This window comes from Croceibacterium soli (assembly GCF_009828065.1).
GTDB classification, from domain to species: Bacteria; Pseudomonadota; Alphaproteobacteria; order Sphingomonadales; family Sphingomonadaceae; genus Croceibacterium_B; species Croceibacterium_B soli.
Window position 1 is genome coordinate 92,550 of the sequence record NZ_WTYK01000008.1, and the last position, 20,618, is coordinate 113,167.

At 67.2% G+C, this 20,618-nt stretch carries 14 protein-coding genes, 1 tRNA gene and 1 pseudogene; 9 read left to right on the forward strand and 7 right to left on the reverse strand.

Translation table 11 applies throughout. The features are described 5' to 3' along the window. The first annotated feature begins 38 nt into the window (after positions 1-38). A complete protein-coding gene (locus GRI75_RS12895; protein WP_160747403.1) occupies positions 39-725 on the forward strand; it encodes an ABC transporter ATP-binding protein in 687 nt (228 codons plus the stop codon). Positions 726-761: 36 nt separating this feature from the next. Continuing rightward, the gene (locus GRI75_RS12900; RefSeq protein WP_202389759.1) at positions 762-3,281 is read left to right on the forward strand and encodes an ABC transporter permease; all 2,520 of its coding nucleotides are present in this window, start codon (positions 762-764) and stop codon (positions 3,279-3,281) included. Positions 3,282-3,315: 34 nt separating this feature from the next. Here GRI75_RS12900 and GRI75_RS12905 read toward each other — a convergent pair whose 3' ends face one another. Beyond that, entirely contained in the window at positions 3,316-6,012 is a 2,697-nt protein-coding gene (locus GRI75_RS12905) for a TonB-dependent receptor (RefSeq protein ID WP_328597985.1), read from the reverse strand. A gap of 256 nt (positions 6,013-6,268) precedes the next feature. Here GRI75_RS12905 and GRI75_RS12910 point away from each other — a divergent pair, with 256 nt between their 5' ends. Next, a complete protein-coding gene (locus GRI75_RS12910; RefSeq protein WP_160747404.1) occupies positions 6,269-7,429 on the forward strand; it encodes a glycosyltransferase family 4 protein in 1,161 nt (386 codons plus the stop codon). Here GRI75_RS12910 and GRI75_RS12915 read toward each other — a convergent pair. Next, positions 7,421-7,888, reverse strand: a complete 468-nt coding sequence (locus GRI75_RS12915; RefSeq protein WP_160747405.1) for a hypothetical protein — start codon at positions 7,886-7,888, stop codon at positions 7,421-7,423. The genes GRI75_RS12910 and GRI75_RS12915 overlap by 9 nt on opposite strands. Before the next feature lie 265 nt (positions 7,889-8,153). Here GRI75_RS12915 and GRI75_RS12920 point away from each other — a divergent pair, with 265 nt between their 5' ends. The 3 genes from GRI75_RS12920 (at position 8,154) to GRI75_RS12930 (ending at position 10,440) form a co-directional block, all read left to right on the forward strand. Continuing rightward, positions 8,154-9,470 (forward strand): replication-associated recombination protein A, encoded by a 1,317-nt coding sequence (locus GRI75_RS12920; RefSeq protein WP_160747406.1) that lies wholly within the window; start codon positions 8,154-8,156, stop codon positions 9,468-9,470. Then, positions 9,463-10,347: a hypothetical protein gene (locus tag GRI75_RS12925; RefSeq protein ID WP_160747407.1), complete on the forward strand. Its 885-nt coding sequence runs from the start codon at positions 9,463-9,465 to the stop codon at positions 10,345-10,347. The genes GRI75_RS12920 and GRI75_RS12925 overlap by 8 nt, the downstream gene beginning before the upstream one ends. A 17-nt stretch (positions 10,348-10,364) precedes the next feature. Then, a tRNA-Thr gene (locus GRI75_RS12930) sits at positions 10,365-10,440 on the forward strand. Between the two features lie 92 nt (positions 10,441-10,532). Here the strand turns inward: GRI75_RS12930 and GRI75_RS14845 are convergent. After that, positions 10,533-10,766, reverse strand: a pseudogene (locus tag GRI75_RS14845) (RNA polymerase sigma factor); the annotation flags it as partial. 182 nt (positions 10,767-10,948) lie between these two features. Continuing rightward, positions 10,949-12,064 carry a sensor histidine kinase gene (locus GRI75_RS12940; protein WP_160747408.1) on the reverse strand — a complete coding sequence of 372 codons (1,116 nt, stop codon included), beginning with the start codon at positions 12,062-12,064 and terminating at the stop codon, positions 10,949-10,951. A gap of 825 nt (positions 12,065-12,889) precedes the next feature. On the opposite strand from GRI75_RS12940, the gene GRI75_RS12945 reads away from it, so the two are divergent. Further along, positions 12,890-13,633: a hypothetical protein gene (locus tag GRI75_RS12945; RefSeq protein ID WP_160747409.1), complete on the forward strand. Its 744-nt coding sequence runs from the start codon at positions 12,890-12,892 to the stop codon at positions 13,631-13,633. 38 nt (positions 13,634-13,671) lie between these two features. Here the strand turns inward: GRI75_RS12945 and nhaA are convergent, their stop codons facing one another. Further along, entirely contained in the window at positions 13,672-14,892 is a 1,221-nt protein-coding gene (gene nhaA / locus GRI75_RS12950; protein ID WP_202389760.1) for a Na+/H+ antiporter NhaA, read from the reverse strand. A gap of 442 nt (positions 14,893-15,334) precedes the next feature. Here nhaA and GRI75_RS12955 point away from each other — a divergent pair, with 442 nt between their 5' ends. Continuing rightward, positions 15,335-16,198 (forward strand): serine hydrolase, encoded by an 864-nt coding sequence (locus GRI75_RS12955; protein WP_160747410.1) that lies wholly within the window; start codon positions 15,335-15,337, stop codon positions 16,196-16,198. Positions 16,199-16,370: 172 nt separating this feature from the next. Continuing rightward, positions 16,371-18,467 (forward strand): transglycosylase domain-containing protein, encoded by a 2,097-nt coding sequence (locus GRI75_RS12960; protein ID WP_160747411.1) that lies wholly within the window; start codon positions 16,371-16,373, stop codon positions 18,465-18,467. A gap of 36 nt (positions 18,468-18,503) precedes the next feature. On the opposite strand, the gene GRI75_RS14640 is transcribed toward GRI75_RS12960, so the two are convergent. Continuing rightward, on the reverse strand, positions 18,504-19,781 hold the full coding sequence (locus GRI75_RS14640; RefSeq protein ID WP_160747412.1) for a L,D-transpeptidase family protein: 1,278 nt from the start codon (positions 19,779-19,781) through the stop codon (positions 18,504-18,506). Positions 19,782-19,941: 160 nt separating this feature from the next. Then, a complete protein-coding gene (locus tag GRI75_RS12970) occupies positions 19,942-20,460 on the reverse strand; it encodes a DUF421 domain-containing protein (RefSeq protein ID WP_160747413.1) in 519 nt (172 codons plus the stop codon). Positions 20,461-20,618 lie beyond the last annotated feature (158 nt).

The window sequence follows — 20,618 nt, forward strand, 5'->3', positions numbered from 1 at the left end:
TCCTTGTTGGGCCGGCTTAGCTATGCCATCGCTGACGTGTGACAAGCCCCCCCGTAATCCAAGCTCGCGACGTCCGGCTCACGCTCGGCGAAGGCGCGGCCGCCGTGGAAATCCTCCGCGGCATCGATCTCGACGTGCCGCAAGGCCAGACTTTGGCGCTGCTCGGCCCTTCAGGCTCCGGCAAAAGCTCGCTGATGGCGGTGCTCTCCGGCCTGGAGCGGGCGAGCAGCGGATCGCTGAACGTGGCGGGGGAGGACTTCGAGCGGCTCGGCGAGGATGCCCTCGCCCGCGCCAGGCGCGGCCGCATCGGCATCGTGCTGCAGGCCTTCCACCTGCTGCCGACGATGACCGCGCAGGAGAACGTCGCCACGCCGCTTGAGCTGGCCGGAGAGCGCGATGCCTGGCCACGCGCTGCTGCCGAGTTGGAAGCGGTCGGCCTGGGCCACCGGCTGTCGCACTATCCTGCGCAGCTCTCGGGCGGGGAGCAGCAACGCGTCGCCGTCGCCCGCGCGATGGCTCCGCGCCCGCCGCTGATCTTCGCCGACGAGCCGACCGGCAATCTCGACACCGTGACCGGCGAGCAGATCGCCGACCTGCTTTTCGCCCGCCGTGCAGAAACCGGCGCCACGCTGATCGTTATCACCCATGATCCGGCGCTTGCGCAGCGCTGCGAGCGGATCGTGACGCTGGCCGATGGACGGATCGCGAGCGATAGTGGTGAGTGAGGCTTCCAAAGTCCTCCCCGTCCCGGGGAGGATCTGATGACCGCCCTCCCCTGGTCCACCGCCTGGACGATCGCCCGGCGGGATCTTCATCGGCAGTTCCGCGGGCTGCGGCTGCTGCTGGTGTGCCTGTTCCTGGGCGTCGGCGCGCTGGCCGCGATCGGCACGCTGACTTCCGCGATCCGCGGGGAGCTCGATGCGCAGGGGCGCACGATCCTCGGCGGCGATCTCGAGGTCGAGGTCTGGCAGCGCACTCTGAACGAGGAGGAGCGCGCCTTTCTGGAGCGCTACGGCGAGTTGTCGGAGGGGTTGCGCCTGCAGGCGATGGCGCGCAGCGAAGAGGCTGCCGCGCCGGTCGAACTGAAGGCCGTCGACGCGCGCTGGCCGCTCTACGGCACTTTCACCCTGGCCGACGGGACCGAGTCGGCGGCTCCGCCCGCAGGACAGGCCTGGCTCGCATCGGGCGCGGCGGAGCGGCTCGACCTGGAGCCGGGTGACCGCTTCACCCTTGGCACCGCCACGCTCACTGTCGGCGGGATCATCGGCGAAGAGCCCGACCGCCTCAGCGAAGGCTTCCAGCTCGGCCAGACTGTCATCGTGCCGCTGGACGTGCCCGGGCGCGCGGGGCTGACCGCGCCGGGATCGATGTACGAATCCAAGACGCGCGTGCGGTTCGCCGGCGCCGCCGATCCGGAGGCGGTCGAGGAAGCGCTGGAAGCCGAGTTCCCGGAGGCCGGCTTCGACACGCGCACGCGGGAGCGGGCCTCACCGGGAGCCGAGCGCTTCGTCAGCCGCATGGGCGAGTTCCTGACGCTGGTCGGCCTCGCCGCTCTGGCGATCGCCGGGATCGGCATCGGCGGCGGCGTTTCGTCGTACCTCGAAGCGCGGCGGACGAGCATCGCCACGCTCAAAATCCTCGGCGCGACGGGCGGCGATATCGCGCGCATCTACGCCCTGCAGCTCGGCGCCGCGGCCTTGGTAGGCGCACTCGCCGGCCTCGCCGCCGGGGTGCTTGTGACGCCGCTGTTCGCGCAAGCTCTGGGCGAGCTCCTGCCGGTGCGCAGCGGGCTGGTGGTGGACGGCTGGGCCCTGCTGCGCGCGGCGCTGTTCGGCCTGCTCGTGGCGCTGGTCTTCGCCGCGCCGCCGCTGGCGCGCGCCCGCCGCTACCCGGCCATGGCGCTGATGCGGGCGCGGGTCTCGCCGCTGAAGCAGCTCGGGCGCGGGGGGACGGTTCCGGTGGCGCTGGGCCTTGCAGGAATAGCCGCCCTCGCTTTCCTCGGCGCGCCGCAGCCCTTGCTGACAGCAACCTTCCTCGGCGGCGCGGTGGCCCTGCTCGGCCTGCTCACCCTGCTCGGCTTTCTGATCCGCAAGGGCGCAGCGCAGATCCCTCGCCCGGCGGACCCGCTGCTGCGCTCCGCGCTAGCCAACTTGCACCGCCCCGGCGCCTCGACCGCCGCGCTCGTCACGGCGCTCGGCTTCGGGCTGAGCGCTTTCGTGCTGCTGGCAGGCGTGCAAACCAGCCTCGAGGGCAACATCTCCCGCTCCGTGCCGGAGCGTGCGCCCGATTACTTCGTGCTCGACGTGCCGCGCACCGGAGCAGGCGAATTCGAGGCAATGGTGCGCCGGCACGCGCCCGAGGCTGAAATCCAGGCCGTCCCGACCTTGCGCGGCGCGATCCTGGCGTACGGCCCGAGGGACTCGATGATCCGAGTGAGCACGCTGGAGGAGCTGCCCGAGGGCGCCTGGGCGCTGCGCGGGGAGCGCGGGCTGACTTACGCGGAAGCGATCCCCCCGGGGAACACGGTCACCGCCGGCGAGTGGTGGCCCCGGGACTATTCGGGCGAGCCGCTGGTCTCGATCGACGAGGAACTGGCCGAAGCAACCGGACTGGCAGTCGGCGACTACCTGACCATCGGCCTACTCGGTGTCGAGCGCACCGCGCGGATCGCCAGCTTGCGGCGGATCGACTGGGAGAGCCTCGGCTTCAACTACGTGCTCGTGTTCTCTCCCAACGCCCTGCAGGACGCGCCGCACAACCTCGCGGCGACGATCGACCTGCCGGAGGGGCAGACCGCCGGATCGCTGCTGCGCGATCTCGTCGGGGCCTTCCCGGCCAGCTCCGTGATCGAAGTCGGGCCGCTGCTGACCCAGGCGCGGGACATCCTCGACCAGGTCTCGCTGGCGATCCTCGCGGCTGCGTCGGTCGCGGTGCTGGCCGGCATCGCCGTGCTGCTGGGCGCGATCGCCGCGGCGCGCGCGGCCCGGCTCTACGACAGCGTCATACTGCGCGTGCTCGGCGCGAGCAGGAGGCAACTGCTCCTGCTGCAGCTCGCCGAGTTCGGTGCGCTGAGCCTCGTGCTTGCCTTGGTGGCGCTGGGTCTCGGTTCGCTGCTGGCCTGGCTGGTGGTGGTGCAGATGTTCGAGTTCGACTGGCTGCCGGACTGGCCACGCATCCTGGGCGTGCTCGGCGCCGGCGTGGCGCTGGTGCTCGCGTTCGCGCTTGGCGCCTCGCTGCCGCTGCTGCAGGCGCGGCCGGCGCAGGCCCTGCGGACGCTGTAAGAGGAAGGGGGCCGCAAAGCCCCCTTCCGTCAGTTCACCATTTGAAGCGGCCGGTCAGGCCATAAGTGCGCGGTTCGCTGGGATAGGCAGAGACCCCGCCGGGCTGAGCCACGGAATCGAAGATCGATTCCAGGTTGCGGTCGTCGAGCAGGTTGCGGCCCCAGACTTCCAGCGTCAGCCCGTAATCCAGCTCGTACCCGAGCGAAGCGGTGAGGTTGTTGACCTCCCGCCGGAACGGCTCCGCGGCAGCGAGCGCCGGCGCGGGGTTGACGATCGAACCGTCCGGCCCGCGCACGGCGAAGCGCGGCAGCCCGTCTTCCACCTGGACGTCCGACTGGAACAAGTAGGACACGCGCGGCACCAGCGTGCCCGGCCCGACTTGCGCTTGGTACTGCGCGCCGACGATCACGCTCCACTTCGGGATGCCGGCCGGGCGCCGCCCGCTGATGTCGCCGACCGCCGAAGCGACGAAGCTGTCGTACGTCGGATCGAGGTAAGTGGCGCCGAAGTTCAGGGTCAGCGCCTCGCCGATCGTGGCGAGACTCTCGAATTCCACGCCGAAGGTGCTCTGCTTGCCGGCGTTGATCAGGGCGAAGCCCGCGCCGGTGAAGATGTTCGACTGGAAGCCCTTGATGACCTGGTCGAACACCGCGAGGTTGGCGGAGAGCCAACCGAGGTTGGCCTTCACGCCGGCTTCGATCACGCGCGATTCTTCGGGCGAGGCGAAGCGGCTGCCGGAGGTGAGGTTCGGCACGGCGAGACCGCGCGAGATCAGCTCCAGGCGATCGGCGGCGGTCGGCCGGCTGTCGCGCGAGAGATTGATCGAGCTGGCCTTGAAGCCGGTGGCGTAGCTTGCGTAGATGTTGAACTGGTCGTTCAGATCGTAGGCGAGCCGGGCGGTGTAGCTGAAGTCGCTGTCGCTGGTCGCGCCATCTTCCACCGCGTTGGGAATGTTCTGGAACGGCGGCAGGAATTGCAGCGCCCGCAGCGGGTTGAGCGGGTTGGCCGCGGGATTGTTCGCATTGCCGGCAGCGAAAGCCTGGAAAGCGGCGAACGTAGCGGCGGTGGCAGGATTGGTCGCGAACGCGAACACTGCCGCGGGATCCGCGGGATTGACCCCAGCCTGCTGCAGCGCACCGGCGAGCAGGAGCTGCCGCCGGAAGGGCGCATACTGCGGCGCGTTGAAGTTGAGCGCGGAGAACACGTCCGTCGCTTCGACATCGGCGCGGAACCGCTTGCGGTCCTTCGTCCAATTGCCGCCGAGGGTCAGCACCAGCCCGTCCGCCACTTCGAAATCGACCTGGCCGAACAGCGACAGGGCATTGCTCTTGAGGGTGTACTCTTCGGTGAAGCCCTGCCCTGCGGCGAAGAACTGCCCGGCATAGCTCCGTCCGTCGAGCGCGCCGAAAGTCTGCTCCAGCGTGTTGACGTTGAGCGCCCCGCCCGAAGCCTGGTTGATCAGGATGTTGGCGTATGGCCGGAACTGCGTGCCGTAGCGCAGCAGGTTCTGCTGATCGACGCGCTCGTTGATGTAGAACGCGCCCAGCAGCAGGTCGACACCCTGCGACAGCTCGCTGGTCAGGCGCAGTTCCTGCGTGAACGTGCCGATCTTCAGGTCGCCGAAGTTCGGATAGACCAGATCGGCGCTGGTGAAATCCGGATCCTGGTCGCTGACGGCGTCGGTGCCGCGATAAGCGGTGATCGACGTGACCGTCGCCCCGCCGAGCTGCCAGTCGACCTGTGCGGAACCGCCATAGTTCTCGATATCGTTAGTCGAGTTGAAGTTGTTGTAGACGACATTGCCGAAACGGTCGGCCGGGGCGTTCACCCGTCCGCCGAGCGCCTGCAGCGCCAGAGTAGCCGGGCCGCTCTGGATGTTGACCACGGCGCAGCAGTTCTCGTCGATCCGGTCATAGTCGCCGATCAGGCGGACGGTGATATCGGTGCCCGGATCGAAGTAGAGCTGCCCCCGGGTGAACCAGCGGTCGCGCTCGTTGGTCCGGTCGCCGGTGCCGAGATCGCGGTAGAACCCGTCGCGCTTGTTGAAGCCCGCGGCGAGGCTGAAGGCGGTGTCCTGGCTGATCGGGCCGGTGACATATGCCTTTCCGATGACCGCGTCATAGTTGCCGTACGTCAGTTCGGCCGAACCGCCGAAGTCGAACGCGGGCCGCTGGGTGGTGATCGAGATCACGCCGGCCGAGGCGTTCTTGCCGAACAGGGTCGATTGCGGCCCGCGCAGTACTTCGATGCGCTGCACGTCCGGCAGGTCGGTGATCTGCGCCGCGGTGCGCGAGCGGTAGACGCCGTCCACGAACACGCCGACCGACGGCTCGATCCCGGCGTTGTTGGCGCCGTTGCCGAAGCCGCGGATGAAGAAGTTGGTATTGGCGACGCTCTGCCGCTGCCCGACGATCAGCGAGGGGACGACGGTCTGCAGGTCGCGCAGATCGCGGATCTGGCCACGCTCGATCGTTTCGGCCGTGGTGACGGTTACGGCGACGGGCACGTCCTGCAGGGTCTGCTCACGCTTGGTGGCGGTGACGACGATCTGGTTGCCGGTGCTGGAATCCTCGCCGGCGGCATAGTCGTCGGCGGACGCTGCGGCTTGTTCGACCGGCTGCGCTTCGTCCTGCGCGAATGCTGCGCCGGGCACCAGAAGCGCCGCCGTGGCGGCGCTGCTCATCAGGAATGTGTGGAATCGGCCGGCCACGCCGGTGTTGAAGCTGATCACTTCGTGTTCTCCCGTCTGTTCTATGACGCGGACGGAATTGCAGCCCGTCCGTCGCCCGGCGCCCCGTTATCGCCGCCGCGGAATAGTGGCCTATCGAGGCCGACTCAATCGGCCTGAGCGGAACCGCTTCCGTGCAGGGAACTGTGTTGCGTACGTGTCACACACACCGGATCGGCACCGACCGCGGGGGCCAGGGGGGAGAAGCGTCGTTTCACCCCCTCGCCAAGCGCCTGCAACCGCCCTATTGCCCCCTGCGATGACGATCGACGGCCTGCGCATCGCCCTGTTCAGCGGCAACTACAACATGACCGTGGACGGCGCGAACAAGGCGCTCAACCGGCTGGTCGAGTTCCTGCAGCGCCAGGGCGCCGTCGTGCGGGTCTATTCGCCGACGAGCGACGAACCCGCGTTCGAGCCGCAAGGTACGCTCGTTTCCGTCCCGTCGATCGCCATTCCCACCCGGGCGGAATACCGCCTGGCGCTGGGCCTTTCCGGCGAAGTTCGCCAGGACCTGGAGCGGTTCGCCCCCGATGTGCTGCACATCGCCTCGCCCGACTTTGCCGCGCGCGCCGCGGTCCGCTGGGCGCGGCAACGCGGCACGCCGGTGCTCGCCTCCGTCCACACCCGCTTCGAAACCTACCCGCGCTACTATAAGCTGGGCTTCCTCGAAGGCGTGCTGGAGAGCTGGATCCGCGGCCTCTACCGGCGCTGCGACGCCCTGGTCACGCCTTCGGCCGGAATGGTCGAGATCCTGCGCCAGCAGGGCATGAACGACGATATCACGCTGTGGGAGCGCGGCGTCGACCGCGAGCTGTTCAACTCCGGACGGCGCGACAATGCCTGGCGGCGGGAGCACGGCATTGCCGATGGCGACGTGGCGATCGGATTTCTCGGCCGCCTGGTGATGGAGAAGGGACTCGACGCCTTCGCTGCGGCGATGGCCGAGCTGCGGTGCCGCGGCGTGCCCCACAAAGTGCTGGTGATCGGCAACGGTCCGGCACGCAGCGCGTTCGAGGAACAGCTGCCGGGCGCCGCTTTCGTCGGCTTTCAACAAGGCGCCGACCTGGGCCGCGCGGTGGCGGCGATGGACGTTCTGTTCAATCCCTCCATCACGGAGACGTTCGGCAACGTGACCCTGGAGGCCATGGCCTGCGGCGTTCCGGTGGTCGCCGCGCGGGCGACCGGCAGCACGAGCCTGGTCGCCGACGGCGTGAACGGCACGCTGGTATCACCAGGCGATATCGCCGGATTCGCCGACGCTTTGGCGCGCTACGTCGCGGACCCGGCGCAACGCGCCGCGCACGGCCGGGCCGGCGAGGAGAAGAGCCGCGCCTATTCCTGGGACGCGATCAACCAGGCCGTGGCCGACACTTACCGGCGGTTGATCGAGGCGCGGAAAGCCCGCGCCTCAGCGTAGCACGCCGAGGGCGGTCATCCGCTTCGCGTACCAGATCAGCAGAAGTATGACCGCGAGGATCAGCAGGGTGAAGCTGACCGCGACCGCCGAAGTGGTCGCCCCCGGCAGCGGGTTCATGAACTGGTAGCCCATCCCCGCCAGCATCCCCACCAGCGACACCACGAAGGCATGGAAGGCGAAGCGGCTGCGCAGCAGCAGCAGGACGGAACCGGCAACCGCTCCCCACACGCCCAGGGCCCAGGCGGTGTCGGCCCATAGCGGGAAGCTCTGGAAATATGCGACCGCCGTATCGGCGTCATAGCCGAAGGGTTCGGTCATGGAGGCGATGTATTCCCGATTGCCGAGCTGGCTCTGGATATAGTCGTATCCGCCGAAGCCGTGCCAGCAGAGCGACACGAGACCGATGACCCAGAGATGCCAGGGAACGCTTGCCCGTTCGGGCGCAACAGTGGCGTTCATGAGTTTCTCCCCTCATGCGCGACCCGGGGGCGAGAATACCACGCGATCGCGGCAAAGGGAACTCGCCTACCTCTTGCTCGTCACCCTGAACTTGTTTCAGGGTCCATCTCTCCTCAGGCACCGTCGGCGCGGGGGGAGAGATGGATGCTGAAACGAGTTCAGCATGACGGTCTTGGCGGGGACCTCAATTCTGCCCCTCACCGACGGAATGCCCGGATCACAAGAGGCTCGCGCGGCGCGGCGCCAGCGCCTATCTCCTGCGGCGATGGCTGACTTGTTCGCAGACGACCTCCCTCCCGCAGCGCCGGAAGACGTGGCGCGGGAGGACGCACCGCTGGCCGACCGCCTGCGCCCGCGCTCGCTCGACGAGGTGATCGGGCAGGACCACCTGACCGGACCGCAAGGGGCGATCGGGCGAATGGTGGCGGCCGGTAAGCTTTCCAGCATGATCCTGTGGGGCCCGCCCGGCACCGGCAAGACCAGCATGGCCCGCCTGCTCGCGGATGCCGTGGGAATGCGCTTCGTGGCGATCAGCGCGGTGTTCTCCGGCGTCGCCGACCTCAAGAAGGCCTTCGCTGAGGCGGAGAGGATGCGCGCCGCAGGGCAGCGCACGCTGCTGTTCGTGGACGAGATCCACCGCTTCAACCGCGCCCAGCAGGACGGCTTCCTGCCTTATGTCGAGCGCGGGACGGTCACCCTGGTCGGCGCCACGACCGAGAACCCGAGCTTCGAGCTCAACGCCGCGCTGCTGAGCCGCGCGCAAGTGCTGATCCTCCACCGGCTCGACGCCGAAGCGCTCGGGCAGCTGCTGGCGCGGGCCGAGGCCCTGGAAGGACCCCTCCCCCTCACGCCCGAGGCGCGCGAGGCGCTGATCGCCAGCGCCGACGGCGACGGGCGCTTCCTCCTGAACCAGGCCGAAACGCTCTACTCCGCGCAGATTCCTGAGCCGCTCGGCCCGGCCGAGCTCGGCGCGTTCCTGCAGCGCCGCGTCGCCGTCTACGACAAGGACCGCGAGGGCCATTACAACATCATCAGCGCCTTCCACAAAGCGCTGCGCGGCTCCGATCCGCAGGCGACGCTGTACTACGTCGCGCGGATGCTGGTCGCCGGGGAGGAGCCGCTGTTCGTCCTGCGCCGGCTGACGCGCGCGGCGGTCGAGGACATCGGCCTGGCCGACCCTCAGGCGCTCGCCCAGTGCATTGCGGCCAAGGAAGCCTATCAGTTCCTCGGCAGCCCCGAAGGCGAGCTGGCGATCGTCCAGGCCTGCCTCTACTGCGCCACCGCGCCCAAATCGAATGCCGCCTACAAGGCGCAGAAGGCCGCGTGGAAAAGCGCCCGGGAAACCGGCAGCCTGATGCCGCCGCAGAACATCCTCAACGCCCCGACCAAGCTGATGAAGGACATCGGCTACGGCAAAGGCTATGCCTACGACCACGATGCGGAGGAAGGCTTCTCGGGCGCCAATTACTGGCCCGAGGAGATGGAGCCGCAGACCTATTACGAGCCGGTCGAGCGCGGTTTCGAGCGGCAGGTGAAGGAGCGCATCGCCTACTGGAACAAGCTGCGCGAGCAACGTGGCTGACCGCTTCGCGCACTTCGCGGCGATCGACTGGTCGGGCGCCGTGGGGGAGCGGCACAAGGGCATCGCGGTAGCGATCTGCGAGGCCGGCGGCGACGCGCCGCGGCTGGTGCGGCCGGGCCACCGCTGGTCGCGCCCGGAGGTGCTCGAGTGGCTGCTCCAGGAGATGCCCGCGGGCACGCTCGCCGGCCTCGACCTCGGCGCCTCGCTGCCGTTCGCCGACTGCGGCGCGTTCTTCCCGGGCTGGGCCGACAGCCCGCCCGATGCGCGTTCCCTCTGGGCCTTGGTCGAGGAGATCTGCCGCGACGACCCGCACCTGGCCGCGTCGAGCTTCGTCGATCACGAGCAGGCGAGCCGCTACTTCCGCCGCCACGGGGGGCGCGAAGGGGCCTTGTTCCACCACCGGGACGCCGCCCACCGGCAGGGCCGCTTCCGCGTGACCGAACAGGCGCAGGCGGCGATGGGCTGCAAGCCTTACTCCAACTTCAACCTCGTCGGCGCGGCGCAAGTCGGCAAGTCGAGCCTCACCGGCATGCGCGTGCTCCACCGGCTGGCCGGGCAGGTGGCGATCTGGCCGTTCGATCCCGTGCCGCCGCGCGGTCCCGTGGTGGTCGAGATCTACACCGCGATCGCCGCCATGGCCGGTGGCCGCACCGCGGCCCGCAGCAAGATGAACTCCTACGCCGACTTGAACGAAGCCCTCGCCGTCCTCGGCTCGCCCCCCGTGCGCGAAACAGGCCCGCTGGACGACCACAGCGCCGACGCCCTCCTCGCCGCCGCCTGGCTCCGCACCGCCGCCCCGCGCGAGGAATTGTGGCGCCCGAACGCCCTCACCCCCCAAATCGCCCGCACCGAGGGCTGGACCTTCGGCGCCGCATAGCGCAAAGGCGCAACGATGCCGGCTTAGCTCAGTTGGTAGAGCACCTGATTTGTAATCAGGGGGCCGCGGGTTCGAATCCTGCAGCCGGCACCATTTTTCAATGACTTAGACGGCATATTTGAGAACCGCCTTCTGGCGGGGCACCAATGGGGGATCAGAGGGGGTGCGGCCACTTTCGCCCGCCGCCCGCGGTCCCGCAGCAGGTTCGCGGCGACCTGGAAGACGTAGGCCTCGGCCGATCGCAAGCTGACGTCGGACTTGCCGGCGATGCGGATGAAGACCTCCTGGGTGAGATCCTCGGCCTCGCTGTGGCTCTGGCTGCGCCGGGGGAAGAACGCCATGAGCGCAGGGCGAAACTCCCTGTGGAACTGTGCAAGCGGGTCTGCCTCTGCCTTCCTCATGATCGCGCGTGCTCTCATTCGGCGAATTCACAGGTAAGACGCGGGAGCCCCCGTCTTCCTCACACCGAACATAGCATGGCGGCGACGATCCTGCGCCCCGGCTACCGAGCGGGCCGCGGAAGCAGCCTCCTGGGAACCGCCGGAAAGAGGATCGTCGTCCGAGCCCTTCGGGCGGCCGATTGGCTGCGCCCCCCGCGTACCTACTGCAACGTGCTGGGCCGCGGAGCGCCGGGGACGAAGGAGATCGTGAAGCAGGCTCCCGAGCCGTCCGGCCTGGGGCCGGCCCGGAGATCGCCCCCAAGCTCGCTGACCAGCACGCTGACCACGCGCATGCCGAGGCTGGCCCTTGCCTCGGCCAGGCTGAAATCGGCCGGCAGGCCTTTCCCGCCATCGCAAACGCTCAGCCGGTGAACACCGCCGTTCACCGAATAGCCGACTTCGATGGTCCCACCGCCGTGCTTCGCGGCATTGGTCACCAGTTCGTTTACGAGCAGACCGATCGGCTGGATCGCGGTGGTCGGCACGTCGCCCTCGTCCCCCTGGACGGAGATTGGCTGCCCCAGCACTTGCTCGAGATCTGAACAGAGCTTCCGCAGGAAGGCGATGCAGGAGGTCACGTCGGCGCCTTCGAACGTATAGTGCCTATGCACCTGCGCAACGGCAGCAACTCGATTGGCCGCCAACCGCAAGTGATGGGCTGCTTCTCCCACGTCGGCCGATCGGCTCTGCATGGAAAGCAAGGAAGAGACGAACTGAAGGCTGTTCATCACACGATGATCGATCTCCTTCGCCAAGAGCTCGGCCTTGGAAACTGCCCGCCGAGCGGCAAGTCTCATCTCCATCTGGTCCAGCACCACCGAGGCAAGGTCCTTCAGATCCTCGATCTGCGCGTCATCGATCGGCCTGGGCTCCTTGTCGATGACGCACAAGGTCCCGAGGTTGTGACCATCGGCCGTCGTGAGGGGCACGCCTGCGTAGAAGCGCAGACCGAACTCCCCTGCAACAAGCGGGTTGGCCAGCGATCGAGGATCGACGCTCGCGTCGGTCAGGACATAAGGGTCGTCAGCCAGAATGGCCGAGGCGCAGAGCCCCGGATCTCGCCCAATCTGTTCAACCGGCACTCCGTGGCGCGACTTGAACCAGATGCGATCCTCGTCGACGATGCTGATGATGGAAATGGGAACGCCGAAGCGTCTCGCCGCAAGGGCTGTGATACGGTCGAAAGCGCCGTCTGGCGGCGTGTCCAGGATGTCATAGCGGCGCACGGCGGCGATGCGCTCTGACTCGCTCGCAGGGATGATTGTGGCGTCGCGCATGCGCTTGAATCTCCGGGCTTAAGCTGGATGGATGCTCCTTCTGAACATGGCACGCTCGGTCATGCAATCTTTCTTCGCGAGATTTGGCCGGTCCGGGAGGCCTCATTGCGGTTCGGCTCCGCAAACATTGTGAAACCCCAACTGCCGGACATTTGCAGCGGCACCGTTCCCCGGGCAGCCTCGTTCCCGCTGTTCAGCGAACCTGGCTACGTCGGGCGGGAAGCGGCCGCGGATGGAGGACTTCTCCGCTGGCGGGCATGCCGGTGCTTTTAGGTCCGTTCCGCAGCACTCTCGGACGAGGCGTCAACCGAATCTGTCGCGGGAACTGGCGCCAGCCTCCGCAAGCTGTTGCAGAGGCGACCAAAGCCATCGCAGCTTCCTCTTGCGAGGTAATCCCAACCCCTTCCCTCGGAATCATCGAAGGCCGGTCGAGAGCTAGCCGAAGCTGACAGGCGCTACCCCCGTTGCGCCGTTGCGATCATCGGAGGGAGAGCGGATGTTCGGGTGCCAGGCCGGGCGAAGGACCAGGCGCGCATACTGCAAGGCCGAGGCTGGATCACAGTATCGGCGCGCCTCGCTTCCCGCACGGCCAAGGTGAGTTGTTATCCAGGATAAGAAGGCACCTGTCCCGGAGCTATCGAGCGCAAGCGGGCACGGCTGAGGCGGCCTGAACGAAGACGCTGACGGGCAACCGCCAGCAGCGGCACTGACCGCCGAACTCTTGAGGATACAGGATCGCTCATCGCTCCTCTCCAGGCTGAATGCGATGCGCAGGAGGTTCAGATGGAAGAGCGGCCCCTCGGCAAGGCAGAGCAGCCACAAACAGTGTTCGACTGGCAGCGCCTCCACGCCTCCGAGATCGCGCTTATCGCCAGCGCCATGAAGACGCACGGGTGTGCCGTGCTGGACAAGCTCGTGACGGACGAGGATGTTCGCCATGCCTCCGAACTCGCGGAACGGCTGGTCGTCGAAAACGGCAACGAATCGGTCCTCAAGGGAGGACAGAACGGCCTTTCGGGATACCTGCTATCGGAGCTTCACAGCGATCTGGACCCCTTCCTGCGGGAACTGTTCGAGGCGATCCTGGGCCGGCCCGGGGCGCCAACCCGCATCCGGCAGTCGTCACGGTTCCTGGCCGGCGCATCCCACAACAAGCTTGCGGGATACTATCACTTCGACAGTTACGTGATCAGCCTGATCGTCCCGATCCTGATGCCGGCCGACGGCCTGGGAGGCGAGTTCGTCCTGTTGCCCAATGCCCGCCCACTGCATCAGCCCTACATCGTCAGCGCCGTTCAGAAGGCGCTCTGCGACACGCGCTTCATGCAGAAGAGGCTGGCCTCCGCAGTCCACGATGGCCGAACCGCCCATCTGCCGATGAGAACCGGCCAAGGCTACCTCTTCATCGGCCACACCTCGCTCCATTCGAACGCGCGATGCATCGGCGAACAGCGCCGCTTCACTGTGATTTTCCATTACGGCGACCCGCACGAGGGCAGCAGGCTGCGTCAACTGGGCACGCTGATGAGCCGGCGCTATCACGCAGTGATGAATTCGCTGAGGCTCTGACTCTCCTGCCGGCAGACCGCGGCTGCAGACGCTCGAAGTCACGTCTGATCGAGTTGCGGCTCCTCCGGGAAATTCTCTCCGAAGATCTCGTCCGCCTCGTCCTGGTCGGAGACAGCCGAGACGCGTGCAGGCGCCAGGCGCAAGACGATGATCGCCGCCGCAATGGCGAGCACTGATCCTGCCAGCGTACCTATCTTCGCGGCATCGACGAGGGCACTGTCATCGAAGGCCAGATCGCCGATGAACAGGCTCATCGTGAAGCCGATGCCGCATAGCAGCGCTGCGGCATACATGTGCCACCAGCCCAGCTCCGCCGGCTTGCGGGCAAAGCCAGTCCGGTGCGCGAGCCACACTGCTCCCAGCACACCGAGCTGCTTCCCGAGGAAAAGCCCCGAAGCGATGGCAAGCGGCAGGGTGGAGAACAGCGAGTTTCCGCTGCCTATCGTAACACCGGCACTTGCGAAGCCGAACAGCGGCACCACACCGAACATCACGAGCGGGTGGATCTTGTGCTCCAGCTTCTTGAGGGGGCTGTGGGCTTGGCCCTGGCCAAGCGGAACAGTGAGGGCCGCCAGGACGCCCGCTATCGTTGCGTGAACTCCGGACTGGTAGACCGCCAGCCAGAGCAAAACGAAGCCGACGAGATATGGCCACAGTTTGCACACCCCAGCCCTGTTCAGGCCGAACATCGCCCCGAGGATGAGCGCGCTCGCGAGAAGGGCAACGAGGTCCAGCTCGGCTGTGTAGAACACTGCGATGATCGCAACCGCACCGATGTCATCGATGATCGCTATCGTGACGAGGAGCAGCTTGATCGATGCGGGAGCCCTGCTTCCGATCAGGGCCAGTACACCCAGCGCGAAAGCGATATCCGTGGCTGCCGGGATAGCCCAGCCGTTGGTCAAAGCCGCGTCGGAGCCGGCGATCAGGAGATAGACCAAGGCCGGGACCGCCATGCCGCCGACAGCGGCAACCATCGGCAAGCGGCGCGCCGACGCCGTCGCGAGTTGCCCGTCGAACCACTCCCGCTTCACCTCCAGGCCGACCAGCAGGAAAAACACCGCCATCAGAGCGTCCGCTATCCAGTAGTGGACGGTCAGTGGGCCCAGCTTCGCGTGGAGAATGGCGTGGTACGTTTCTCCGACCGGCGTGTTCGCCAGAACCAGCGCGAGGCCGGCCGCCGCGATCAGGAGGAGGCCCGCGTTCCGCTCGTGCGAAGCGATGTTTTCACTGGCTATGGCTGTGCCCTTTCCTGGCAACGCTATTACTCGGCCCGATCGTACGCAGCGAAGCCAGGCTTCTCACTTCCTCCAGAGACGCCAAAAAATGCCACTTTCGTCTTCCATGGGTCTAATCGGCCCATGCTTCATCAGGCGAAGGTTCGCATCGCTGTACGGCCGCGGAACGGACCAGGCGTCAGGGCGACTACTGCGGAAGCATCCAGGCGACATTGCAATCTCCGTTCTCTGCGGTGAACCGTTGCTAGTATAAGACCAGCTGAAATCTGAACGCTCGATTACTGGGCCGGTTCCACATCTCGAGCAAGTTCGCGAGATGCGTCGCGAGCGATATGTCAGAAGGACAGAAACGCGCAGTCGGGAAAGCCGCAAAAGCCGCTCGATCAGCCTTCGTTCACGATGCAAACTGGAGTAAGCTACCGATCTGCGGATCCTTCGCGGGACCGAATGGTGGAGAGATGCTATGTGGAAAACCGTGGTCGCCGTTTGGCTGGCCAGCCTGCTCGCCGTCCAGCCTGCTGCGGCATCGGGATTCCCGGAACTCCAGCATCTCGAACAGCGGCTCACGGCCACCGCGCTTGAAAACCCGGGCGAGTACGGCATCGCCGCACTCGATCTTACGACCGGCCGCGCGATCTCGGTCAACGGCCAGCGGCCGTTTCCGATGGCCAGCACGATGAAGATCGCGGTCGCAGCGGCTTACCTGGCGGATGTCGATGCCGGCCGCCGCTCGCTTTACGATCATATCGCCGGCGCATCGGCCCTGAGCCTCATGGACCGGATGATGGTGCGCAGCGACAATCGCGCCACCGATCTGCTCATCGGCGCGCTCGGCGGCCCGGGCGCGGTGGACTATTGGCTGCGCGCCCAGGGGCTGAGCGGCATTCGCGTCGACCGCAATATCGCCCAGCTTCTCGGCGACCGCCGTGACTTATGGGACATCCGGGACTCGAGCACGCCCCTTGCGATGCTCGAACTGCTCCGCCTGATCGATAGCGATCGCGCGCTCGCGCCGCAAAGCCGCGCCCTGCTGCTGGACATGATGCGCCGCTGCGCCACCGGCTCGAACCGGATCAGAGGTCTGATGCCTTACGGAGCCAAGGTCGAGAACAAGACCGGCACTCTCAACCAGTACACCAGCGATGTCGGCTTCCTGACCCTCCCCGATGGACGCCGCGTCGCAGTCGCGTTCTTCGCCCGCGGAGGAGAAAACCGCCCGGCAGTGATCGCCACCGCCGCACGCGCGATCTACGACACCTTCAGCACCCAGTTGGCAACGGCGGCTCCTGCCCGGAGCGCGGCGGTGAACCTTAATGGGGTGCGTTAGCGCCCCCGCGACCGCTGCGAAGAAGGATGGAGTCATCTGATCGCGGCTGACGCTCAGCCGTGCAGGTGCTGGGAAACCAGCGGCGCGCAGGGTCGTTGTGGGGCGACATGGACCTGCTCGACAACTTCCCAATGCCTCCGATCCGTTCGTTCCAGCAGCGCCCCTCCGCTCCGTGCTGAGGGATCCGCATCTTCGCCCCGATAGCGACGAAGCGCTCGGTCTCGAGGACACGGCGGCAGAACCGTCCCTCGCGTATGCACCAGGTCCGCCTCCCCCTGGACGATGGATTACGCGCGAGCGGCTGAAGTGGACAGGCCTCGGCATCGTCGGGGCGTTCCTCGCACTGATCCTCGTGCTCGTGATCACGGCGCCGTTGTCGAAGTCGCTGCAACCGATCACGGCCCCCAGCCTGACGCTGCTTTCGGCCGAGGGCGCGCCCATCGCGCGCCGCGGAGCCGTGGTCGAAGGGCCGGTCGACGCTGCAGAGCTGCCGGACCATGTCGTCCAGCCGTTCCTGGCGATCGAGGACCGGCGCTTCTTCGGTCACTTCGGCGTCGATCCGCAGGGCCTCGCCCGGGCATTCCTCGCCAACCTGCGCGAAGGCGAGGTCGTGGAAGGCGGAAGCACGATCACCCAGCAGCTCGCCAAGCTGTCGTTCCTGTCGCCCGAGCAGACCATCTGGCGCAAGCTGCAGGAAGCGGTGCTGGCGTTCTGGCTGGAAGCCCGGCTGGGCAAGAACGAGATCCTCTCGCGCTATCTCTCCAGCGTCTACTTCGGCGACAACGTGTTCGGCCTGCGGGCGGCGGCGCGGCACTACTTCAGCCGCGAGCCCGAGGAGCTCAGCGTCGAGCAGGCGGCGATGCTGGCCGGGCTGCTGAAGGCCCCCTCCACTCTGGCGCCGACCGACAACCTCGACGGGGCGCGCGAGCGCGCGGCGGTGGTGATCGCAGCGATGGTCGACGCAGGGATGCTGAGCAAGGCGGAGGCCGAAGAACTACCAGAGGTGACGCTCGACGTCGGAGGCCTGCCGGAAGTGCCGAGCGGCAGCTACTTCGCCGACTGGGCCTTCGCGCAAGCCGAAGCGGCGCTCGATGACAAGTACCCCGCCCACACGCTCACAACCACGCTCGAGGATCGCCTTCAGCGCGAGGCGGTCGCGGCGATCCGCAACGTCGGCACCGGCGGGGCGCAAGTTGCGCTGGTGGCGATGCGCCGGGATGGGCGGGTCGTGGCGATGGTCGGCGGCAATAGCTATGAACGCAGCCCGTTCAACCGCGCCACGCAGGCGCTGCGCCAGCCGGGTTCGACCTTCAAGCTGTTCGTCTACCTCGCCGCCCTGCGCGAAGGCTACACGCCCGGTACGCGCGTGGAGGACAGACCGCTGCGGATAGGGAACTGGACGCCTGCCAACTACAACGACGAGTACCGGGGCGAGATCACGCTGCGGGAGGCATTCGCGGTCTCCAGCAACGTCGCCGCGGTGCGGCTGGCCGAAGAGGTCGGGCGCGACAAGGTCATCGCGGCGGCCCGTGATCTTGGCATGCGCGGCGAGCTGGAGCGGGGGCCGACCATGGCCCTCGGCACTTCGGGCGTGTCGCTGATCGACCTGGTTGCCGCCTACGCGGCCGTTTCCGCCGGCCGCCATCCGGTGCGTCCCCACGGGCTCCCGCGCGAGAATGTCGCAGACGGCACCACCGCCATGGAACCCAGGGTGCGCGCGCAGATGCTTGAACTGCTGCGGGCGGCGGTGAACGAGGGCAGCGCCCGCGGCGCCCGCCTGAGCACGCAAGCCTTCGGCAAGACCGGCACTTCGCAGGACAGCCGGGACGCTTACTTCATCGGATTCTCGGGTGACCTGATTACCGGCGTGTGGATCGGCCACGACGACAATCGGCCGATGCCCGGAGCGCAAGGCGGCGGAGTTCCGGCGGCGATCTGGCGCAATTTCATGACGCGGGCGCTGACCCCGGCGGATGAAGCGCCGGCTCCCGCCCGCGCGCCGCGCGAGATGCCGCCACCGCCATCCGCCGCTCGCGCGCCGGTGGTCAGCCGCGAGTACGATGTCGAGCAGGGCCTCGCGGGCGAGGATGCGCCCATCGCGCGGCCGCTCGACGGTCCGACGGCGCAGGTTCCGATCGTCGCGGTTCCTCCGGTCGTCGACCTGCCCGGGCCGGCCGCCCCGAGGATCGAGCCCCGCCCTGCCCCCGCTATCCCGACACCGGACGAGGAGCTTCCTCAGGACGCGGAGCCTGTCGAGGCCCAGCGATAAGAACTGCCGGCGGCGATGAGGCCTGCCGGCCAAGTTCTAGAGGGTCATGGCGCGCCGAAACTGCTCATCCGGATCGACCATGCGGCTATCTTCAGCCCTGAACCTCGCCAGCAGAGAAGCATCGCGGCCGTAGCGATCGTTCCTGAAAGACAGGGAGTCACCGTCGGCGGCGATGGTGAAGTAGGTGATATAGACCGGCACCGGATCTTCGAGGTCCACGCGCTCCTCGCGGTCGGCTGAACGGCCCGTCGGCATATACCCATAGAGCCACTTGGCCAGCCGACGCGCGTCCTCGACCCGTACGCACCCATTGCTGACCCAGCGCTCGTCTTTGTCGAACAGCGCCTTGCCTGGCGTGTCATGCAGATAGATGCCGTATTCGTTGGGCATCATGAACTTGATCTCGCCCATCGAGTTGCCGCCGCCGGGAAGCTGGCGGACGCGGAGCTCCACGTCGCCTGCGGCAACGGCACGCCAGTCGACGGTTGCCGGGTCGACAAGGCCCGCGTCCTCGGTCCATCCATCCAGCACCTGGTAGCCCCGATCAGCGAGATACGTGGGGCCGTCCGCGAGAACGCGCGGGGCGATCAATCTCGCCGTGAGGTCCGTCGGGACGTTCCAATACGGGTTCACGCTCGAAAAGCGCATCAGCGCGGCCATCATCGGGGTCTCCGAGTCCGGTGCGCCCACAACCACCTTCATGCTTCCGACCGGCTGACCGTTTTCGTACATCCACAGCCGCGCGGATCCGGCGTCCACCAGCAGGTACCTGCCGGCGAACCCGGGCGCAGGGAGGCGGCGGGCGCGCTCCATGTTGACCAGGATAACCCGCTCGAAGTGAGCGGCGCCCTTGTTGAGCGAGGCGATGGTCTCGGGGCCCGCCTTGCCGTCCGCACGAAGGCCATGAGCCTGCTGGTATTCGCTGAGGCGGCTGCGGAGAGCCGCATCGAACCCGCCTTGGCGAGGCAGCCCCAGCCGATGGCGCAAGGCCGGGATACGCGGGTCCGCCGAACCCGTACCGATCGCCGGCCCTTGCGAGCTCACGAGAACTTGCGGCAACTGGCCCCAACGATCGCGATAGCGCTCCAGATGTCGCCGCATGTCGCCATAGAGGTGGTGAACGGGGGAGCGTAGATCGATCGCCGCCCCGCTCCAGCTCACGTCCTCCTCCGCAGCGGAAGCTCTTGCCAGCTCCGGCTCCGGCGGCATCGCGTCCTCGTCGATGAGGATCATGTCCAGTCCTTGCTGCCGGCTGGGCGGGACAGCGATTTGCTCGATTGCCGCGGACGGTTGGCCTAGAATGGTGGCGGCCACTGCGATCGCCAGGACACTTCTGCGTAGCACCAAGTTCACGCTCTCCTTCTACGCTGTTCACTTTGCAGCGGCGGGATGTACGGACCCCGAACGGCGGTCACCGGCGGGCGCTCGGGCTGCGCTACAACCTTTGCCGATAGAGGTGCGGCCAAACAGTGCGCTAGTCCATGCGCTCCACGCCCTCCAGCAGGCACTCGTCGAACTCTTCCGACTTCATCACCGAAATATCGCCCGTCGTCTCCAGGACGACTGCCTTGACGCGGGACGGGCTGCTGACATCTGCCGCGCGAAGCTTCTCCATGATGCTGGAGCGGGATACGCGGGTCTCGCTCATCGCCCTTTCGATGAATACGCCATCTTCCATCAGGAGGACCGGCTTGTTCGTGATGACGCTCTGGAAACGCTCCGACGAGAGCCGCGCCTTTGCGAGCAGCCACTGGACGAGGAACACGCCGGCGATCGCCGCGAGCGACTGGGCGAATGCCGGCCACTCGGAGCGGGTGCCCGCCTGCGCGATGAGCGACCCCGTGGCAATCGTCGTCACGAAGTCGAACGCGGTCATCTTCGAAAAGGCGCGCAGGCCAACGATTCGTACGAGCAGGATCGTCCAGAGCACGGCCGCCGCGGTCAATACGAGGCCCCGCACCACTGGACCGAACGGTTCCGGAATATCTAGCATCTCTGAGGCAACGTGGCGGCGCCTCAGGGTATCCCTTCCCATTTGGATGCGCGGAGCAGCTTCATCTCGCCGCCAAGGGCAGTGAAACGTACCATAGACGCGTCGCGGCGCTCGCGCTGCCTGAACAGCCCGATCCATCATGTTCTTACGGGAGCAGT